Origin of the sequence: Streptomyces sp. NPDC060035, assembly GCF_042736635.1 — a bacterium.
GTDB lineage: Bacteria > Actinomycetota > Actinomycetes > Streptomycetales > Streptomycetaceae > Streptomyces.
The window spans coordinates 139926-154931 of sequence record NZ_JBHWVO010000016.1; the positions used below are offsets into that span (position 1 = coordinate 139926).

General features: G+C 69.1%; 16 protein-coding genes and 1 pseudogene. 8 read left to right on the plus strand and 9 right to left on the minus strand.

Annotated features, from left to right (window positions below):
• Positions 1–102 precede the first annotated feature (102 nt).
• The 3 genes from ACFWBQ_RS24685 (at position 103) to ACFWBQ_RS24695 (ending at position 3706) form a co-directional block, all read left to right on the plus strand.
• A complete protein-coding gene (locus ACFWBQ_RS24685) occupies positions 103–930 on the plus strand; it encodes a class I SAM-dependent methyltransferase (RefSeq protein WP_385492952.1) in 828 nt (275 codons plus the stop codon).
• A gap of 725 nt (positions 931–1655) precedes the next feature.
• Entirely contained in the window at positions 1656–2456 is an 801-nt protein-coding gene (locus ACFWBQ_RS24690) for an alpha/beta fold hydrolase (RefSeq protein WP_385492954.1), read from the plus strand.
• A gap of 2 nt (positions 2457–2458) precedes the next feature.
• Positions 2459–3706, plus strand: coding sequence for a PP2C family protein-serine/threonine phosphatase (locus ACFWBQ_RS24695; RefSeq protein WP_385493903.1), 1248 nt, complete (start codon positions 2459–2461; stop codon positions 3704–3706).
• 23 nt (positions 3707–3729) lie between these two features.
• Here ACFWBQ_RS24695 and ACFWBQ_RS24700 read toward each other — a convergent pair whose 3' ends face one another.
• The gene (locus tag ACFWBQ_RS24700) at positions 3730–3867 is read right to left on the minus strand and encodes a hypothetical protein (protein ID WP_385492956.1); all 138 of its coding nucleotides are present in this window, start codon (positions 3865–3867) and stop codon (positions 3730–3732) included.
• Positions 3868–4078: 211 nt separating this feature from the next.
• On the opposite strand from ACFWBQ_RS24700, the gene ACFWBQ_RS24705 reads away from it, so the two are divergent.
• On the plus strand, positions 4079–4732 hold the full coding sequence (locus tag ACFWBQ_RS24705) for a class I SAM-dependent methyltransferase (RefSeq protein WP_385492959.1): 654 nt from the start codon (positions 4079–4081) through the stop codon (positions 4730–4732).
• 106 nt (positions 4733–4838) lie between these two features.
• Here the strand turns inward: ACFWBQ_RS24705 and ACFWBQ_RS24710 are convergent, their stop codons facing one another.
• Positions 4839–5096, minus strand: coding sequence for a hypothetical protein (locus ACFWBQ_RS24710; protein ID WP_385492961.1), 258 nt, complete (start codon positions 5094–5096; stop codon positions 4839–4841).
• A 116-nt stretch (positions 5097–5212) separates the two neighbouring features.
• Here ACFWBQ_RS24710 and ACFWBQ_RS24715 point away from each other — a divergent pair, with 116 nt between their 5' ends.
• Complete coding sequence (locus tag ACFWBQ_RS24715; RefSeq protein WP_385492965.1) at positions 5213–5716, plus strand: hypothetical protein; 504 nt, start codon at positions 5213–5215, stop codon at positions 5714–5716.
• Here the strand turns inward: ACFWBQ_RS24715 and ACFWBQ_RS24720 are convergent.
• The 3 genes and pseudogenes from ACFWBQ_RS24720 to ACFWBQ_RS24730 all read right to left on the minus strand — a co-directional run bounded on the left by ACFWBQ_RS24720 (position 5700) and on the right by ACFWBQ_RS24730 (position 7726).
• Positions 5700–6575: pseudogene (locus ACFWBQ_RS24720) on the minus strand (IS5 family transposase). The gene ACFWBQ_RS24715 and the pseudogene ACFWBQ_RS24720 overlap by 17 nt on opposite strands.
• 52 nt (positions 6576–6627) lie before the next feature.
• Positions 6628–7125, minus strand: a complete 498-nt coding sequence (locus ACFWBQ_RS24725) for an N-acetyltransferase (protein ID WP_385492968.1) — start codon at positions 7123–7125, stop codon at positions 6628–6630.
• A gap of 397 nt (positions 7126–7522) precedes the next feature.
• Entirely contained in the window at positions 7523–7726 is a 204-nt protein-coding gene (locus tag ACFWBQ_RS24730) for an SUKH-4 family immunity protein (RefSeq protein ID WP_385493930.1), read from the minus strand.
• On the opposite strand from ACFWBQ_RS24730, the gene ACFWBQ_RS24735 reads away from it, so the two are divergent.
• On the plus strand, positions 7718–8731 hold the full coding sequence (locus ACFWBQ_RS24735) for a cytochrome P450 (RefSeq protein WP_385492971.1): 1014 nt from the start codon (positions 7718–7720) through the stop codon (positions 8729–8731). The genes ACFWBQ_RS24730 and ACFWBQ_RS24735 overlap by 9 nt on opposite strands.
• 45 nt (positions 8732–8776) lie before the next feature.
• Here ACFWBQ_RS24735 and ACFWBQ_RS24740 read toward each other — a convergent pair whose 3' ends face one another.
• The gene (locus ACFWBQ_RS24740; RefSeq protein WP_385492974.1) at positions 8777–9085 is read right to left on the minus strand and encodes an ArsR/SmtB family transcription factor; all 309 of its coding nucleotides are present in this window, start codon (positions 9083–9085) and stop codon (positions 8777–8779) included.
• Positions 9086–9214: 129 nt separating this feature from the next.
• On the opposite strand from ACFWBQ_RS24740, the gene ACFWBQ_RS24745 reads away from it, so the two are divergent.
• Both ACFWBQ_RS24745 and ACFWBQ_RS24750 read left to right on the plus strand, forming a co-directional pair.
• Complete coding sequence (locus ACFWBQ_RS24745) at positions 9215–10384, plus strand: MFS transporter (RefSeq protein WP_385492977.1); 1170 nt, start codon at positions 9215–9217, stop codon at positions 10382–10384.
• A 243-nt stretch (positions 10385–10627) separates the two neighbouring features.
• Positions 10628–11233, plus strand: coding sequence for an aldehyde dehydrogenase family protein (locus tag ACFWBQ_RS24750; RefSeq protein WP_385492989.1), 606 nt, complete (start codon positions 10628–10630; stop codon positions 11231–11233).
• Positions 11234–11239: 6 nt separating this feature from the next.
• Here ACFWBQ_RS24750 and ACFWBQ_RS24755 read toward each other — a convergent pair whose 3' ends face one another.
• The 3 genes from ACFWBQ_RS24755 to ACFWBQ_RS24765 all read right to left on the minus strand — a co-directional run bounded on the left by ACFWBQ_RS24755 (position 11240) and on the right by ACFWBQ_RS24765 (position 14543).
• Entirely contained in the window at positions 11240–12187 is a 948-nt protein-coding gene (locus ACFWBQ_RS24755; RefSeq protein WP_385492992.1) for a hypothetical protein, read from the minus strand.
• Entirely contained in the window at positions 12184–12759 is a 576-nt protein-coding gene (locus ACFWBQ_RS24760) for an RNA polymerase sigma factor (protein WP_385492999.1), read from the minus strand. The genes ACFWBQ_RS24755 and ACFWBQ_RS24760 overlap by 4 nt, the downstream gene beginning before the upstream one ends.
• Before the next feature lie 893 nt (positions 12760–13652).
• Complete coding sequence (locus ACFWBQ_RS24765; protein WP_385493002.1) at positions 13653–14543, minus strand: TIGR03620 family F420-dependent LLM class oxidoreductase; 891 nt, start codon at positions 14541–14543, stop codon at positions 13653–13655.
• Between the last annotated feature and the right edge of the window lie 463 nt (positions 14544–15006).

Consider the following 15006-nt stretch of genomic DNA (forward strand, 5'->3'; position numbering starts at 1 on the left):
GTACAGATCCCGTACTGGCACAGGCCCACCTACCTTCCTAACCTCGGTGCTACGGGGACGGCGACGACCCCGCCAGGGCACAGAATCCGGAGGCGAGCTGTCATGGCCGAAGCAATCGACGCAGTCGAGGCCGATCGCGCACTCAAGACGAAGCACCGCACGATGTGGGCACTGGGCGACTACCCGGCCGTGGCCACCCAGCTCATCCCCGACCTCGGACCCGATCTGGTCCAGGCATGCCCCGTCCGCAGCGGCCAGCGCGTCCTGGACATCGCGGCCGGGTCGGGCAACGCGGCGATTCCCGCGGCCCTGGCAGGCGCGAGCGTCGTGGCCTGTGACCTCACGCCCGAGCTGCTGGAGGCCGGGCGCAGGCTCGCTGCCGAGCGGGGCGCGGAGGTGGAGTGGCGTGAGGCCGACGCGGAGGCTCTCCCGTTTTCCGACGGCGACTTCGACACCGTCATGTCGTGCGTGGGCATCATGTTCGCCCCGCATCACCAGGCCGGCGCCGATGAGCTGATCCGTGTCTGCCGCCCGGGCGGGACGATCGGCCTGCTCAACTGGACCCCGGAAGGATTCATCGGCCAGATGTTCGCCACGATGAAACCATTCGCCCCCCTGCCTCCGCCCGGTGCGCAGCCCCCACCGCTGTGGGGCCGGGCGGAACACGTCCGCGGCCTTCTCGGCGACCGGGTGAGCGACGTCGAGGCGCACCGGCGCACGGTACGGATCGGCCGGTTCGGGAAGCCGGCGGACTTCCGTGAGTACTTCAAGGCCAACTACGGCCCGACCATTGCCACCTATCGGAACATCGCTGACGACCCCGGCCGTGTCGCCGCGCTGGACGCCGCTCTCGACAGCCTCGCCGAGAGGGCGGGCGCCGCCGGCATGGAGTGGGAATACCTGGTGATCACGGCCCGCAGGCGCGGCTGAGAAGTGGCCTGCGGCACGGACGCGCTCGGGAGGGACGATCCGGTGGCACATGACGCGTCCCTTGCCCTCGCCCGCACCGGTCCAGAAGACGCGGATGTAGCCGTGCCCTCCGTCGCCGCAGGTGCCGCGGAAGCGGACGCCCCAGCTCTCGTCGAACTTCTCGTCCATGGAGTAGTAGCGGGTGTCGGACGGGTCGATGCTGTACTGCTCGCAGGCCGTGAACCGCTGCAGGAACTCACCGGCCGCCATGACCGACCCGGACTCAGGGAGGTTGCCGAGCATGAACTGCTCACGCGTGCTCAGTCCGCCGGACCGCTCACCCTCTGCGCCCCCACCGCCGTTGCGTCCGGCGCCGTCGGCGGTCGCCGGCTCCGCCGCGCCGCCGATCGCGCCGATCGCCGGGTTGCCGCTGTCCTCACACCCGGCCAGGCCCGCCACCGTCGCACCCGCGACCAGCACAGCCGTCAATACCCGCACCACGCGCATTCCGTCCCCCGTTTGCTCCGCTGCCGCCTGCAACCCGGGACCCTAGGACATGGGCATGTCCAAGATCAAAAGCAGGAGGGCCGCAGCAGGGTGGTTCGCCCGCCACCGTGCGAGCGCGGCTGCGGACCTGCGCGCCGACGCACCTGCACCCCGACAGTCACTCATCGTGATCTACACAGGTGGGCGGCCTTCTTCTGACAGACCAGGCCGTCACGTGCCCAGGGTGTCAGGATGTTCTCATGGACGTGCGGAAGAGGAACCGGGTATGGGTGACGGGCCGGGACAGCGGCCCGGTGGTGATGCTCGCCCATGGTTTCGGATGCGATCAGAATCTGTGGCGTCTTGTCGCGCCCGCACTGGAAAAACGCTTCCGGGTGGTCCGCTTCGATCATGTGGGGGCGGGGCGTTCCGATGTGTCCGCGTGGAGCCCCGAGCGGTACGCCACCCTGGACGGCTATGCGCAGGACGTGATCGAGATCTGCCAGGAGCTCGGACTCGGACCCGTGACCTTCGTCGGCCACTCGGTCAGTTCCATGATCGGTGTTCTTGCCGCCGTACAGGAGCCCGGGCTCTTCGACAGGCTGGTCCTCCTCACCCCCTCGCCGTCGTACATCGATGACGGCGACTACCGGGGCGGATTCAGCGAGCAGGACATCGACGAACTGCTCGAGTCGCTGGACAGCAACTACTTGGGCTGGTCCGCGACAATGGCACCGGTGATCATGGGAAACCCGGGGCGTCCCGAACTGGGGGAGGAGCTGACCAACAGCTTCTGCCGCATGGATCCGGAGATCGCCCGGGTCTTCGCGAGAGCGACGTTCCTGTCCGACAACCGGGCGGATCTCGCCCACGTGACCGTTCCGACGCTCATCGCCCAGAGCGCACGCGACACGATCGCCCCGCGCGAGGTGGGCGCCTTCGTCCACGCACAGATCCCCGGCAGTGAACTGGTCACTCTGGACTCGACGGGCCACTGCCCCCAGCTGAGTGCCCCCGAGGAGACGGCCGAGGCGATCATCGCCTTCGTGCAGGGGCCGTGACGGTGTCCCCGGGCGGCGACGAGAGCGACGGGCTGTGGGCGGCCGGGGACCGTGACCAGGAACAGCTGTCGTTCTCCGCCCTGCTGGAGGACAGCGTGGAGGACCTGTACGAGAACGCGCCGTGCGGCTACCTCTCCACACTGATGGACGGGCGGATCGCCAAGGTCAACGAAACCCTGTTGAAATGGCTCGGCTACCGTCGCGAGGAACTGGTCGGCCACAAACAGTTCTCCGACCTGCTGACCATCGGCGGCAGGCTGTATCACGAGACGCACTTCTCACCGCTGCTGCGCATGCAGGGCGAGGTCAGCGGCATCGCCCTGGAGCTCAAGGCCGCGGACGGCAGCCGACTGCCTGTCCTGGTCACCTCCACCGTCAAGCAGGACAGCGACGGCGAACCGCTCCTGATCCGCACCACCCTCCTGGACGCCCGGGACAGGCGTACCTACGAGCGTGAACTCCTGCGAGCCCGGCAGGAGGCCGAGCACGACCGCGAACGCCTGCAGCGCCTGGCCACGACCCTGCAGCGCACCCTGATCCCGCCGGCTCTCGAACCGGTTCCGGGCCTGGACGTTGCAGCGCACTACCACTTCGCATCCTCCGACGAGGTGGGCGGGGACTTCTACGATCTCTTCCCGCTGGCCGCCGGACGCTGGGGGTTCTTCATGGGGGACGTGCGCGGCAAAGGCGCGGACGCGGCTGTGGTGACGTCGTTGGCGCGCTACACCCTGCGAGCCGCAGCGGTCTCCGATCCGGTACCTGCCACGGTCCTGGCCAACCTCAACACCGCGCTCAACCACCAGTTCCAGGAAGACGAACCGCCCTTCTCTACCGTGATCTTCGGCCTGCTCACACCCGGCGGGAACGACGCGGGATTCCATGTCGTCCTGGCCGGCGGCGGCCACCCCCCTGCCGTGCTGCTGCGTGCCGACGGCAGCGCCGACTACCTGCCCACGCCGGGCGGCCAGCTGGTCGGAGTCGTAGTGGACGCGCAGTTCACCACAGCCACCCTGGACCTGGGTCCCGGCGACACCCTGCTGCTCTACACCGACGGTCTGACCGAGGCACGCACCCGCAACGCAGGTGAACGCTACGGCGACGAAGCGCTCCTGGACTTCGCGCGGGCCCTCGCACCCACCTCGGCACCCGGTGCCGTCCAGGCGCTCACCGCACTCCTGGACTCGTTCGGCGAGGGACTCGACGATGACACCGCGCTCCTGGCGATGAGCGTGCCCCCGGGTGAGCGGTGAGGGGAGGAAGCCGCGGGAAGCGATCAGAACCCGGCCACTGCGAGTACCTTGCCGACCTCGCGCAGGATGTCCTCCAGGCCGACTGCGTGCGTGAGGTGACGGCCTGGGTTCACCGCGCACCGCGCCGGCACCAGCGAACCCAGGACACTGCGCTCCCGCATGCGGGAGTACCGCACCGGCCTCCACCCGGCCGCAAGAACGCCGGAGTTCCAGCCGGCGCCGCTGGGACCGGTCCGGCGGCACTCCCCGAGTCCTTGGCGGCCGCCGAGCGTGGGTCACACCCCCACCCGCACGCCGACCTCCACCACCGCACAGCACGCCCGGCGCGCGCGGTCAGGGTGCCTTGTCAGTGGTCACTGAAAGGATCACCGGATGACGAACTCCGCCGCCATCACGGCCTACTGGGACGCCGCAGCCGACGCCTTCGACGACGAACCCGACCACGGACTGACCACGGAGCGCACCCGCACCGCATGGGGCACCCGCCTGGCCTCCTGGCTGCCGGCCGTGCCGGTGAGCGTGCTGGACGTGGGCTGCGGCACCGGCTCCCTGTCCGAGCTCGTCGCCGCAGCCGGCCACCAGGTCACCGGCGTCGACCTCGCGCCCAGGATGGTCGAACAGGCCCAGGCGAAACTGCGGGCCGCCGACCTGGAGGGCCGTTTCCTCGTCGGCGACGCTGCCAACCCGCCCACCGGCGGCGAACGGTTCGACGTCCTGCTCTCCCGGCACCTGGTGTGGACCCTGCCCGACCCTCGGGCCGCACTGCGCGAGTGGACCGGGCGGCTTCGTCCCGGCGGCCTGCTGATCCTGGTCGAAGGACGCTGGCGCGAGGCCGGACAGAGCGCTGTCCCCTACGTCGCGGGCGCCGAAACCCTGCCCTGGCACGGCGGCATCACCGCCGACGATCTCACCGCCGCCGTACGCCCGCTCGTGGCCGAGCTCCGCGTCGAGGACCTGACCGGCGATGCCGACCTGTGGGGCGGCCCGGTCACCGACGAGCGCTACGCGCTGATCGCCCGAGCCTGAGGCTTCCTGCACGGATCCGGTGCCTGCCGTCCGCCGTCGGCAGCCGGGCCCCGCAGGCGCCCGGCTGCCTGCACCCTCACATTCCACTTGGGGCAGCGATGCCAAGTCAGCGGTGGGGCCAGGAGCCGGGTGGCTGCCGGCCGGTACAGGCGCAGTCGGCCCGGACCCGGGTGATCTGCGGTTGCATGACCCGCAGGCGCCAGAGGAGTTCGCGGGCGGCATCGCGGTCGGTGGTGTCGGCGGGTGCCACCGTGATGATCACCCGGATGCCGAGCCACCGGCCCCAGGCAGGGTCGTCAGACAGCTGGTCGCCGTCCTGGAGTCCGGCCCGGCCGGAACTCGATGACGTCGCTGGCGTTACCACCGTTGGACTCACCGGATCCTCTGAACTGCGGTGAGGCGTAGTGGACATGTCCGCGACGTGCCTTTCGATAGATTCATTGAGGTTCGCGGATGCCGAGCTGAGGTGTGCCGAGGAGGATGAACGTGTCTGGTGAGCGACTCGACTCGGGGTGGGTGCGAGTCTGGGGCGAACAGACTTCTGCGGCGCTCGGGGACGTGATGTCGTCGTTTTCGCAGACGCATGGTTTCCCCCCTGGCGAGAACGCAGTCATCCTCGCAACGGATGAGAGCCACGAGGCGACGGGTGCACTGGTGGATCTGACCGCGATCCCCTCCGACCTGACCACCCTTTACTGGGTGATGTGCGAGGTCTCCTTGCCTGATGTCGAGCACGGATACTTCGTCCACTCAGCCTCGACGGTTGCCGAGCACTTCCGCGAGTACGGCTCTGTCCAGGTCGACGACGAGTCACCCGCCCTTGTGTTCGCCAGTGATGGGGGTGGCCATCTGTTCGCAGTGGCAGGCAGTGGACGAGTCTGGAGGTCGACGACGGCATCCTGGTTCGACGATTTCGAGGTTGCCGCAGCGTCCATCCGTGAGTTCCTTGAGCAGATCGGTCGAAGGGTCACCGACCAGAACTGACGCCGCGGCAATCTGTCCGGCGATCTATCTGCGGGACCGTGCTGCCTACGCAGCGGACACTTCGATGTGCGGCAAATGCGCGGTCCAGTGTCGTGGTTGCCTGATGCCGGTGCCACTGCTTGAGCTGGTTGATGCAGCGCTCGACGGTGGTGCGCTGCGTGCAGGCGGTCTTCTCGAAGTCCGGTGGTCGTCCGCCGTGGCGCCCGCGCCGCTTTCGGCGGGGCGACCTGGTCGGCCGGCTGCGGGATGATCGCGCGGATGCCGCGGCGGCGCAGGTGCGCGCGGATGGCTCTGGACGAATACGCCTGGTCCGCGAGCACCGCCTCGGGCCTGGTGCGCGGGCATCGGACCGGGCGCGGCACGCGCAGGGCGTCTCTCAACAGCGGGAGGTGCGGGGCGTCGCCTGATTGCCCGGGGGAGACGAGCAGGACCAGGGCCGACGGCGGGGGTCGGCCGGTGGATCTTCGTGGTCAAGCCGCCGCGGGACGGCCCAGGGCGTGGTCGCTCGGCTCGCCGTCCACCCCGCTCCCTTTTTTCGGCCCCGGCGGCGTGCTGGAGGGCCCGGACGACTCTGGAGTGCACGGCCGACACGAGCCCGCCCTCGGCATCCGCTCGGGACACCAACACGGTGGACACCTTCTGCCAAGTCCCGTCGCACGCCCAGTTGCGCAGCCGGGTGTACACACCCTTTCAGGACCCGTACTCCGGCGGAAGGCGCCGCCATTGCGCGCCGGTACTTCCATGCGATCGCGTCGATCACCTGCCGGTGATCACGCCACCGGCTGCCGCGACGCGGCGACCGGTCAGGGAGCAACGGCTCGATCCACGCCCACCGGGCATCGGTCAACGGCACATCCACGCAACGATCGGACGATCTTCGAAGACACGATCCAGGCTCCGCCTCGGACGTGTCACTGGGCGCGCGGCAGCGCGAGCCAGTCCTGCCAGGTGATGTCGCGGCCCAGATAACGGGGCTGCTGGAAGGGCCAGTCGGCGGCGATCCACTGCGGCACCAGCGCGTCGAGCGCGCGCTCATCCTCGCCGCCGACGAGGTCGTCCACCACCCACCAGGAGACCTCTGCGTCGGAGCCGGTGCGCTCGGGCGGGTCGATGTAGACGCAGCCGAGGATCGCTGTCTCCTCCTCGTCCAGCAGCGCGTAGTTGAACGACTGGTGCGCGGCTATCTCCTTCTCGTGCCGCAGCAGGTCGATGCGGTCCTCTTCATAGGCCATCGTTTCCTCGGGCCAGCCCCAGGCCGGGCCGAAGATCTCCCACAAGCGTTCTCGGGAGCCCATCACGGCGGGGTAGTCGATCGCGGTGTCCGCCTCCCGGATCGGCCGCAGGTGAAGCGCGGTGTCGGGCACGGGTATATGGACGGGGTGGACGAAGTCGTCTGGCAGCCAGCTCATAAGGGCCGAGGCTACAACCGATCGGCGCGGGAGGATCCAGGCGGCGCGGGTGCCACGGCGGACAACCACCAGACTTCGACACGACTCCGACCAGGACCGGCCAAGTGGCTGGCGCCGGCGCCGGATGCGCAGTGCCGGCGTGTGGGGGAGTGGGTAGCCACCGAGCTGCGCCGGCAGCTGGCTGCGGACGCGATCGAGCTCGAGGCACTGAAGGTGTTCGCCGACGGGCCCTGCGAGAACGGCATCGACTTCTACGCCACCGCTCGGTCTCCAGCTCCCGGGCCAGGGCCTCGAGCTGCGTTGTTCTCCTCTTCCAACACGCGGTCGGAGGATGCCGGCCGGTCTGTGACGCCTGCCGGGACGCACTGGCCTGTCCCGGTTCCGAAGGGAAGCGGGACTACCGGATACCGTCGGTGACCTCTTCGGAGGCGAGGTTCCACTGCGAGTCCTCGTCTGCGCATGGGAGCGGATCGAGTGCGGTGATCTCGGTACGCAGGGCGTCCACGCGTTTCTCGATGTCCCCGTCGCTTTCCTCGAGTTCGTGGCGCAGGGCCTCGAACTTGGTCAGCGCGTACACGAGGGATTCCGCATCGTGGTGGATCGGGTTGCAGACCGGCCCGGTCTCGCCGTCGCCGAGGGCGTGGACGGTTCCGGAAGTCCGGGCCGCCTGCGAAAGCTCGTGGCGAAGGCCTTCACCACCCGCCGTTCGGCCGCTCTGAGGCCGCGCATCGAGACCATCACCTCCGAGCTGCTGGAGGGCATCGCCGACACCCCTGCCGGCCAACCGCTCGACCTGCGCGAGCACTTCGCCTATCCGCTCCCCACCCGGGTCATCGCCGAACTGCTCGGCATGCCCGACGACGTCCGGGACTCCCTCCTGGTCTTCGTGCACCAGATCTTCGACACGCAGGCCACGGCGGAGGAGGCCCGGGCCAACGAGAAGGGGCTGTACGCGCTCATGGCCGAACTCGTCGCCGTCAAACGCGAGACGCCGGGTGAAGACCTCATCAGCAGCCTCATCCAGATACGTGACGCAGACGCGGACGGCGGCTCCGGCCTGAGCGAGCGGGAACTGATCGACACGGTCCTGCTGATGTTCACCGCCGGCCACGAGACGACGGTGAACCTGCTCGACCACGCTGTGTACTCGCTGCTGCGCAACCCCGAGCAGTTGGCCAGGGTGCGGGCGGGCGCGAGCACATGGGAGGACGTCATCGAGGAGACGCTGCGCCTGGAGGCTCCGCCGGCCAACATGCCCATGCGGTACGCCGTGGAGACGATCGAGCTCGATGACGTGACCATCCCTGCCGGAGACGCGATGATCATCTCCTTCGCGGCCGCGGGGCGGGATCCGCAACAGCACGGGGACACGGCCGACACGTTCGACATCCAGCGCGAGACCCGGCGTGAGCATCTCGCCTTCGGCCACGGCGTGCACCACTGCCTCGGTGCTCCGCCGGCACGCCTCGAGGCGGTGATCGCGCTTTCCGCACTGTTCGACCGGTTCCCGGATCTCAGCCTGGCGGTCCCGCAGGAGGAGATCGTTCCGCTGGGTTCGTTCATCTCCAACGGCCACGATTCCCTGCCGGTCAGGCTCACGGTCTGACCGGCCGCCGGCCGGCCCGAGGACGGCCGGCCGGCGCGGCCCAGATCAGTGCAGCTGAGCCAGTACCGCGTCGAGCAGACCCGGGAACCGGGCGTCGAGATCCTCGCGTCGCAGACTGACGAACCTGGACCGGCCTTCCAGCTCGGTCCACGTCACCCCCGACTCGCGCAGCACCCGGTAGTGGTGGGACATCGTCGTCCGGTGTACGTCGATGCTCTCGCCCACGCCGGAACAACTGTCGCGGCCCTTGTCCGCCAGCTGGGCGACGATCTGCAGGCGTACCGGATCGGCGAGAGCGTGAAAGATCTCGACGAGCTGAATCTCTTCGGTCGCCGGCTGTATCAGTTCGCGCATCGCCGGCCCGCCTGCCAAGTCATGCCGCCACCCTAACCCACATGTTGATGCGTGGACAACCATCAACATGTTTGTTACTTTGCCACTCTCGAAGCCAATCCACACCCTCCACAGCGGAAAGAGTGCATCGTGTACAAGCGGTTAATCCCCCTGGCACTGGCGACGTTCGCCGTCGGCACCGACGGGTTCGTCATCGCCGGCCTTCTTCCCTCCATCGCCGAAGACCTCGACGTCAGCATCCCCACCGCGGGTCAGCTGGTCACCGCCTTCGCACTGACTCTCGCCGTCGCCGCCCCCGTCCTGGGCTGGGCCACCAGCTCCATGGACCGCCGCAAGGCACTCATGATCGCCCTGGTCGTCTTCGCCATCGGCAACATCGCCACGGCGCTGGGCACCACCTACGCCACCGTCATGACCGCCCGCGTCATCACGGCGGCCGGCGCCGGCATCATCACCTCCACCGCCTCCAGTGCAGCAGCCGTCGTCAGCCCGCCCGAACAGCGAGGCAGGGCACTGGCCTTCGTCCTGGGCGGCCTGACGCTCTCCAGCGCGATCGGCCTTCCCCTGGGCACCCTCATCGGCAGCAGTGACTGGCACGTGACCCTGTGGGCAGTCGCCGCACTGGGCATCGTGGCGGCCCTCGGCGTCGCCTTCGCCCTCCCGAAGATCATGCTGCCCTCCACGACCTTCCGCGCCCGACTCGAACCGCTCAAGGAACGCTGGGTACTCGGCACCCTGGCCGTCACCATGCTTGCCCTGACCGGCGCATACCTCCTGTACACCTATGTCGGAGCCGCCCTCAAGGACACGATCGACGGCTCCGAGGCCACACTCACCTGGGTACTGTTCGTCTACGGACTCGGGGTACTGGGTGGCAACCTCCTGGCCGGACGCCTGTCCGACCGTTACCCCGCCGAACGGCTCCTGCTCGGCGCCCTCGTCATCTTCACCATCGTGCTGCTGGTCAGCCGGCCCGCCATCGAAAACCTCGGGACCACTTTCGTCTGGGCAGCGGCATGGGGTGTCCTGGTGGGCGTCCCCACCGTCCTGCAGCAGCACCGCCTGGTCGCCCACGCCCCGGCCGCCACACCCGTACTGCTCGGGCTGAACTCCTCGGCCATCTACCTCGGCGTCGCGCTGGGCGGAGCCCTCGGCGGGCTCCTCCAGGAATGGATCTCGCCCGTGTGGCTGGGCATTCCGGCAGCCGGCGTCACCCTGCTCGCATTCCTGCTGACACTCGCCGGCATGCAGCGCCGCAAGAGCACAGCCGTGAACGAACCAAGCCTCGCCACCCACTGAACAGTGCCCGCTCGTAAACGGAACCTGTCCGACCACCCACCCGCAGCGCCGCACAGGAACCCCTCCTGCGACCACGGAACACGACCAGGCGTCGGACAGGTTCGGCTCGCACCGGACACGCCCCAAGGACACCCCGAACAAGGGCGGACCCCCGGCAAGCCCGTGAACGGACCGCCTCCCGCACCCCCGCCAGCAGCCCTCCACCCCAGGCACCTTGGTATCAGCCGGACATGAGGACACACCTTGAGCGAACTCACGATGACGATCGACGGCGCCGCAGTGGCAGGAGCGGGGCACTTCAGCGTACGCAACCCGGCCACCGCAGAGATCTTTGCGCAGGCACCCGAATGCACACCCGAACAGCTCGACGCGGCGATGGCCGCGGCCGCCCGGGTATACCCGGCCTGGAGCCTCGACGAAAAAGCCCGACGGCACGCCCTTCGCGCGGCCGCCGACACCCTTGAGTCGGAAGTCGAACCGCTGGCCCGACTCATCACCACGGAACAGGGCAAGCCGCTCGCCCAGGCGCGCGAGGAAGTCACGGCCGCGACGGCATGGCTGCGCCACTACGCGGACATGGAACTACCGCACGAGATCGTGCAGAACGACGACCAGGGCTACGCCGAAGTGGCTGCACGGCCGTTGGGCGTCGTGGCAGCCATCGCACCATGGAACTTCCCGATCGTCCTTGCCGTGTGGAAGGTCGCCCCGGCCCTGTTGGCCGGCAACACCATGGTGCTCAAGCCCTCGCCGCCCACAGGGACTGGCCTGTCATGCCGGTACCGGCAAGCGCCGCGAACTTGCGTGGACGTCGTGGCGGGCCAGGCATGGGCCGGGCTCACCGGCTGAACCCGGTCAGATGTCCGCAGGCACTGTGCTGTCACTGGGTTCCGCGCCGACAATGAGCTCCCCCTGCCCTGTGCCGGCGGCGAGTGACGCCTTCCAGATCCGTTTCTCCCACTCCGGGGGCCAGCCGGTTGACGCGTCCCACCGGATGCCTTCGAGATCGACGCCGTCCAGGTCCACCAACTGCAGGTCAGCTCCCCGGAAATCGGTGCTGGCCTCCTCGACCGCAGCCACGGCCCTGGACAGGGACAGGGCTTCCCTGTGCGCCATGTCGAGATCGTCCCCCAGGTCCTGCGACACCTCGAGCATGCCGAGCCACGAGATCTCCGCCGCATGGAAGTAGGGGGCCAGCTCGCCATCGAGTAGCTGCTTGGAGCGGCGTGCCTGCGCCACGAGTCGCCACGTGCAGGTGGACAAGTAGTCCTCCACCTCCTGCACGTAGTCGTAACCGCCCAGTGCCGGCGGCAACTGCACATGCTGCGGCAGGGCCAGTACCCGGCCCAGGCTGCTGCTCACCCGCAGGAGCCTGTCACGGGTCGCGTCCGGCAGCATCTCCTCCTCGAGGCCGGCGATGAGCTTCTGCACCGCGTCCACCGCAGCACCCATCACCTGCACCACATCCAGCGGCCAGTACTGCCGAGCACAGTTCATCGCCTGCTCGCGATACTTGAGCCGGACCGATGCCGAGCGCCGCATCAGCAGTCCCTCAGCCGGTGCCGCCCTGCCCACACCGGCAGGTTCGCTGGGTCCCCTCCGGCTGCGGGCCAGACGTCCCACCACCGCATCTCCCGTCCGGCGATGCACAGACGCCAGCAAGCGGCCCAGCATCTGGTCCGGATCCCGCAGCTCCGGCGGTCCGCCGGCGCTCATCAGACCGTCGTAGACAGCGATTCCCAACTGTTCGTGTGCACGCGCCAGCAGAGCCTCGAAACGTTCGGCTGCCCGGTCGCTGCTCATCGCTCCTCCTCCACGATCCTGTTGCCCAACCCCTCAAGTCCGAGCCGTTCCTTGAGCGTTGCCCTTGCCCTGGAGAGGTTCTGACGGGCAGCCTCAGGCGTGATCCCCATCGACTCAGCGCTCTCCTGCGTCGTGAACCCATCCAGCGTCCATGCCATCGCAGCGCGCTGCTTGGCCGGCAACGTCAACAGAAGCTCCATCACGCGCCGTTCCTCGGACCCGAGTTCCACGGCATACGCGGGAGACTGCCAGTGTGCTGTCGGCGCGTCCGGAACCTCCTCGCAGGGCTCTTCCCGCACCTGTTGTCGTAACCAGGAACGCCAGGCCACTTTGCGTAGCCACGCCTTGGGGTACTGGATACTCGTTCCCGGCCGGCACATCTGAGTGAATGCGTCCTGGGCGGCGTCCTGGGCCTCGTTCCAGGAGGCTCCGTGCAGCAGCAGGAAGCGCACGAGGCCGGGATACTCGGCGTGGTGCAGATCCTCGGCCAGATCCCGGCCCTGCAGGTCCGCAGGACGCAGTTGCTCCAGTGGATCGCCGACCCGAAGCTCAGCGCTGGCCGCGTCCTCCATGACGGCTCACCCCGGCCTCCGCCAGGCAGCTGCTGCCGCAGCCCGCAGAACGTGACGGCAGGCTGCTCTGAGCGTGGTCTGCGAGCAGTCGGGACACATGGCGCCCCACCTCCTGCTCCAGCCGCTTCCGAGCGAACCGCAGGGCGCTGCTGACAGCCCCCATGAGCACGATCGCCACGCTCGTGACCAACACCGGATCCACCCTTGTGCTCCTGTCTGCTCCTGGTTCGCGATGCCGTGAACGAGCACCGCCCTTCCTAGTGCAGCCGGGCGGCAAGAACGTGACATCCCGAACGTGAATTTTCTGAAGAAGCCGGCCGGGAGCGCTGAATCACCAAACGCGGGCGGCATCCGCGGGCCCGCCAGCTCGCCCGCCTGGCCGAGGTGAAGGCGCCTGGGCAGTTCGCCGCGACGGTCCACCAACGAGCCCGTCCGAGCGCGGATCTGCCGCCGCCGGCTGTCCCCTGGCCGTCACCGGTGGGCAGCGGGCGGACTCCGACTCAGTTCAAGCCGGTGCTGGAGAAGGCCCGCTCCCCGGAACCCGGGCCGGCAGGTCACGCCGGACTGCCAGGGCAGCCCACCGCCGTATGCGACTCTCGTCCGTGCCGATGCCCCGCTCGCCGACTTCGACGGCCCGGGTGGTGATGGCGCGCGAGCTCGACGTTCGACACGCCCGCGCGGGTGAGCCGGTGCGCGAGTAACTCGTCGGGCCGCCGGTAGAGCGGGGGCCTTCCCATGGACGCCTCCGGGTGCAGATGGACTTCGACAAGACCGCCTGCAAACAGCGCACCACCGTCGAGCGCTGCATCACCAGCTCAAGCAGTGGCACGGCATCACCACCCGGTACGACCATCGTCCAGGCCCCCGGTCCGGCCGGCCGTGCGAGTCGTCCTCTACAGCTCGTCGGCGAAGACCCCGGCCAGCTCACGCCATTGGGCCCGCGGCAGGCCGGCGCCGCCCTTGTCGGCGGTGAGCACCTGGAGCGCGACGTGGTCGGCGCCGGCGTCGAGGTATTCCCGCGTCCGGGCCCTCACGCGCTCCGCGCTGCCCAGGGCGAAGAGGGCGTCGAGGAGACGGACGCTGCCACCACCCTCGAAGTCGCTCTGCGCGAACCCCAGACGCAGCAGGTTGTCGGTGTAGTTGGGCAGTCGGAGGTACATCCCCAGCATGTTCCGCGCAGTGCTGCGGGCCCGGTCGAGGTCGGTGTCGAGCACGACCGACAGTTCCGGGGCGAGCAGCGCGTCGGGGCCGAGCGCCTCGCGCGCCTCCGCCGTGTGCTCGGTGGTGACGAGATAGGGGTGTGCGCCCAGCGCCCGGCCGGTCGCGAGCTTCAGCATCTTCGGGCCGAGCGCCGCCAGGACCCGACGTGCGGAATCCACGGGCGGGGTCGCGGAGTCGAGTGCGTCGAGGTAGGCCACCATCGCGCTGTACGGCTTCGCGTACTGCGGCACCATCGGGCCATGGCTGACGCCCAGGCCGAGGACGAATCGCCCGCGCCCGCCCGCGTCGATCGCCGCGATCCGCGCCGCCACCTCCTCGGCGGTGTGGTCCCAGATACTCAGGATGCCGGTGGCCACGGTGACCGTGCGGGTGGCGGCGACGACAGCCGCGGCGTCGTCGGGAGAGGGGCTGCCCCCGATCCAGAGAGTGCCGTACCCCAGCTCTTCGAGCTCGGCGACCGCCTCCGCGATCGCCCCCTTGCCCGCGTCGTCCGCCCGCGACCCGTGCAGGGCACTGCTCCAGATGCCGACCCGTCCGAATGCCTCACGCGTCTCAGAAGTCATGGTGTGATCAACAGCCACCCGTGCCCGCTATTCCCGGCTGGGCCGGGAATCATCCGTATGGACACAGCGCAGCCCTCGACTGCTTCGCTGGGCCCGCCCGGTACGACGGTGCGGGCTTCCCTCGCGATGTAGCCAGGGTAGCCACCTTCCGCGTGAACGCCGCTTCGCCGCCCCCTCCGGTAGCCGGGCCCGAGTGCCACGACGGCGGTGATCACGGCATCCCCCTCATGTCCGGCGCACGTTGAGTGTGGTCAGCGCCTCGCGCCGCTGAGCTTGTCGGCTCCTCGGCGGGCGTCGTCCAGAAATGTGCCGCGCCGCCGCATCCACGCGGCGCTCGGTGATGTCCTCGACTCCCGAACACTCAGGGCTGCTCAGCTGGTTGTCGCGGCCCCGGCCTCCTGCAGTCCGCTTCACGTGGAGACCGCCCCGAGCTCACCGCACCACTCGGAGAGCTCGTTGCTGC

Bases quoted from the DNA above. Each gene is read 5' to 3' on its own strand.
- ACFWBQ_RS24725 (WP_385492968.1), bottom strand. From the start codon at position 7,125: ATGAGCTGGCTGCCAGACGACTTCGTCCACCCCGTCCATATACCCGTG.
- ACFWBQ_RS24685 (WP_385492952.1), top strand. From the start codon at position 103: ATGGCCGAAGCAATCGACGCAGTCGAGGCCGATCGCGCACTCAAGACG.
- ACFWBQ_RS24700 (WP_385492956.1), bottom strand. From the start codon at position 3,867: ATGCGGGAGCGCAGTGTCCTGGGTTCGCTGGTGCCGGCGCGGTGCGCG.
- ACFWBQ_RS24690 (WP_385492954.1), top strand. From the start codon at position 1,656: ATGGACGTGCGGAAGAGGAACCGGGTATGGGTGACGGGCCGGGACAGC.
- ACFWBQ_RS24755 (WP_385492992.1), bottom strand. From the start codon at position 12,187: ATGAGCAGCGACCGGGCAGCCGAACGTTTCGAGGCTCTGCTGGCGCGT.
- ACFWBQ_RS24715 (WP_385492965.1), top strand. From the start codon at position 5,213: ATGAACGTGTCTGGTGAGCGACTCGACTCGGGGTGGGTGCGAGTCTGG.
- ACFWBQ_RS24765 (WP_385493002.1), bottom strand. From the start codon at position 14,543: ATGACTTCTGAGACGCGTGAGGCATTCGGACGGGTCGGCATCTGGAGC.
- ACFWBQ_RS24760 (WP_385492999.1), bottom strand. From the start codon at position 12,759: ATGGAGGACGCGGCCAGCGCTGAGCTTCGGGTCGGCGATCCACTGGAG.
- ACFWBQ_RS24705 (WP_385492959.1), top strand. From the start codon at position 4,079: ATGACGAACTCCGCCGCCATCACGGCCTACTGGGACGCCGCAGCCGAC.
- ACFWBQ_RS24740 (WP_385492974.1), bottom strand. From the start codon at position 9,085: ATGCGCGAACTGATACAGCCGGCGACCGAAGAGATTCAGCTCGTCGAG.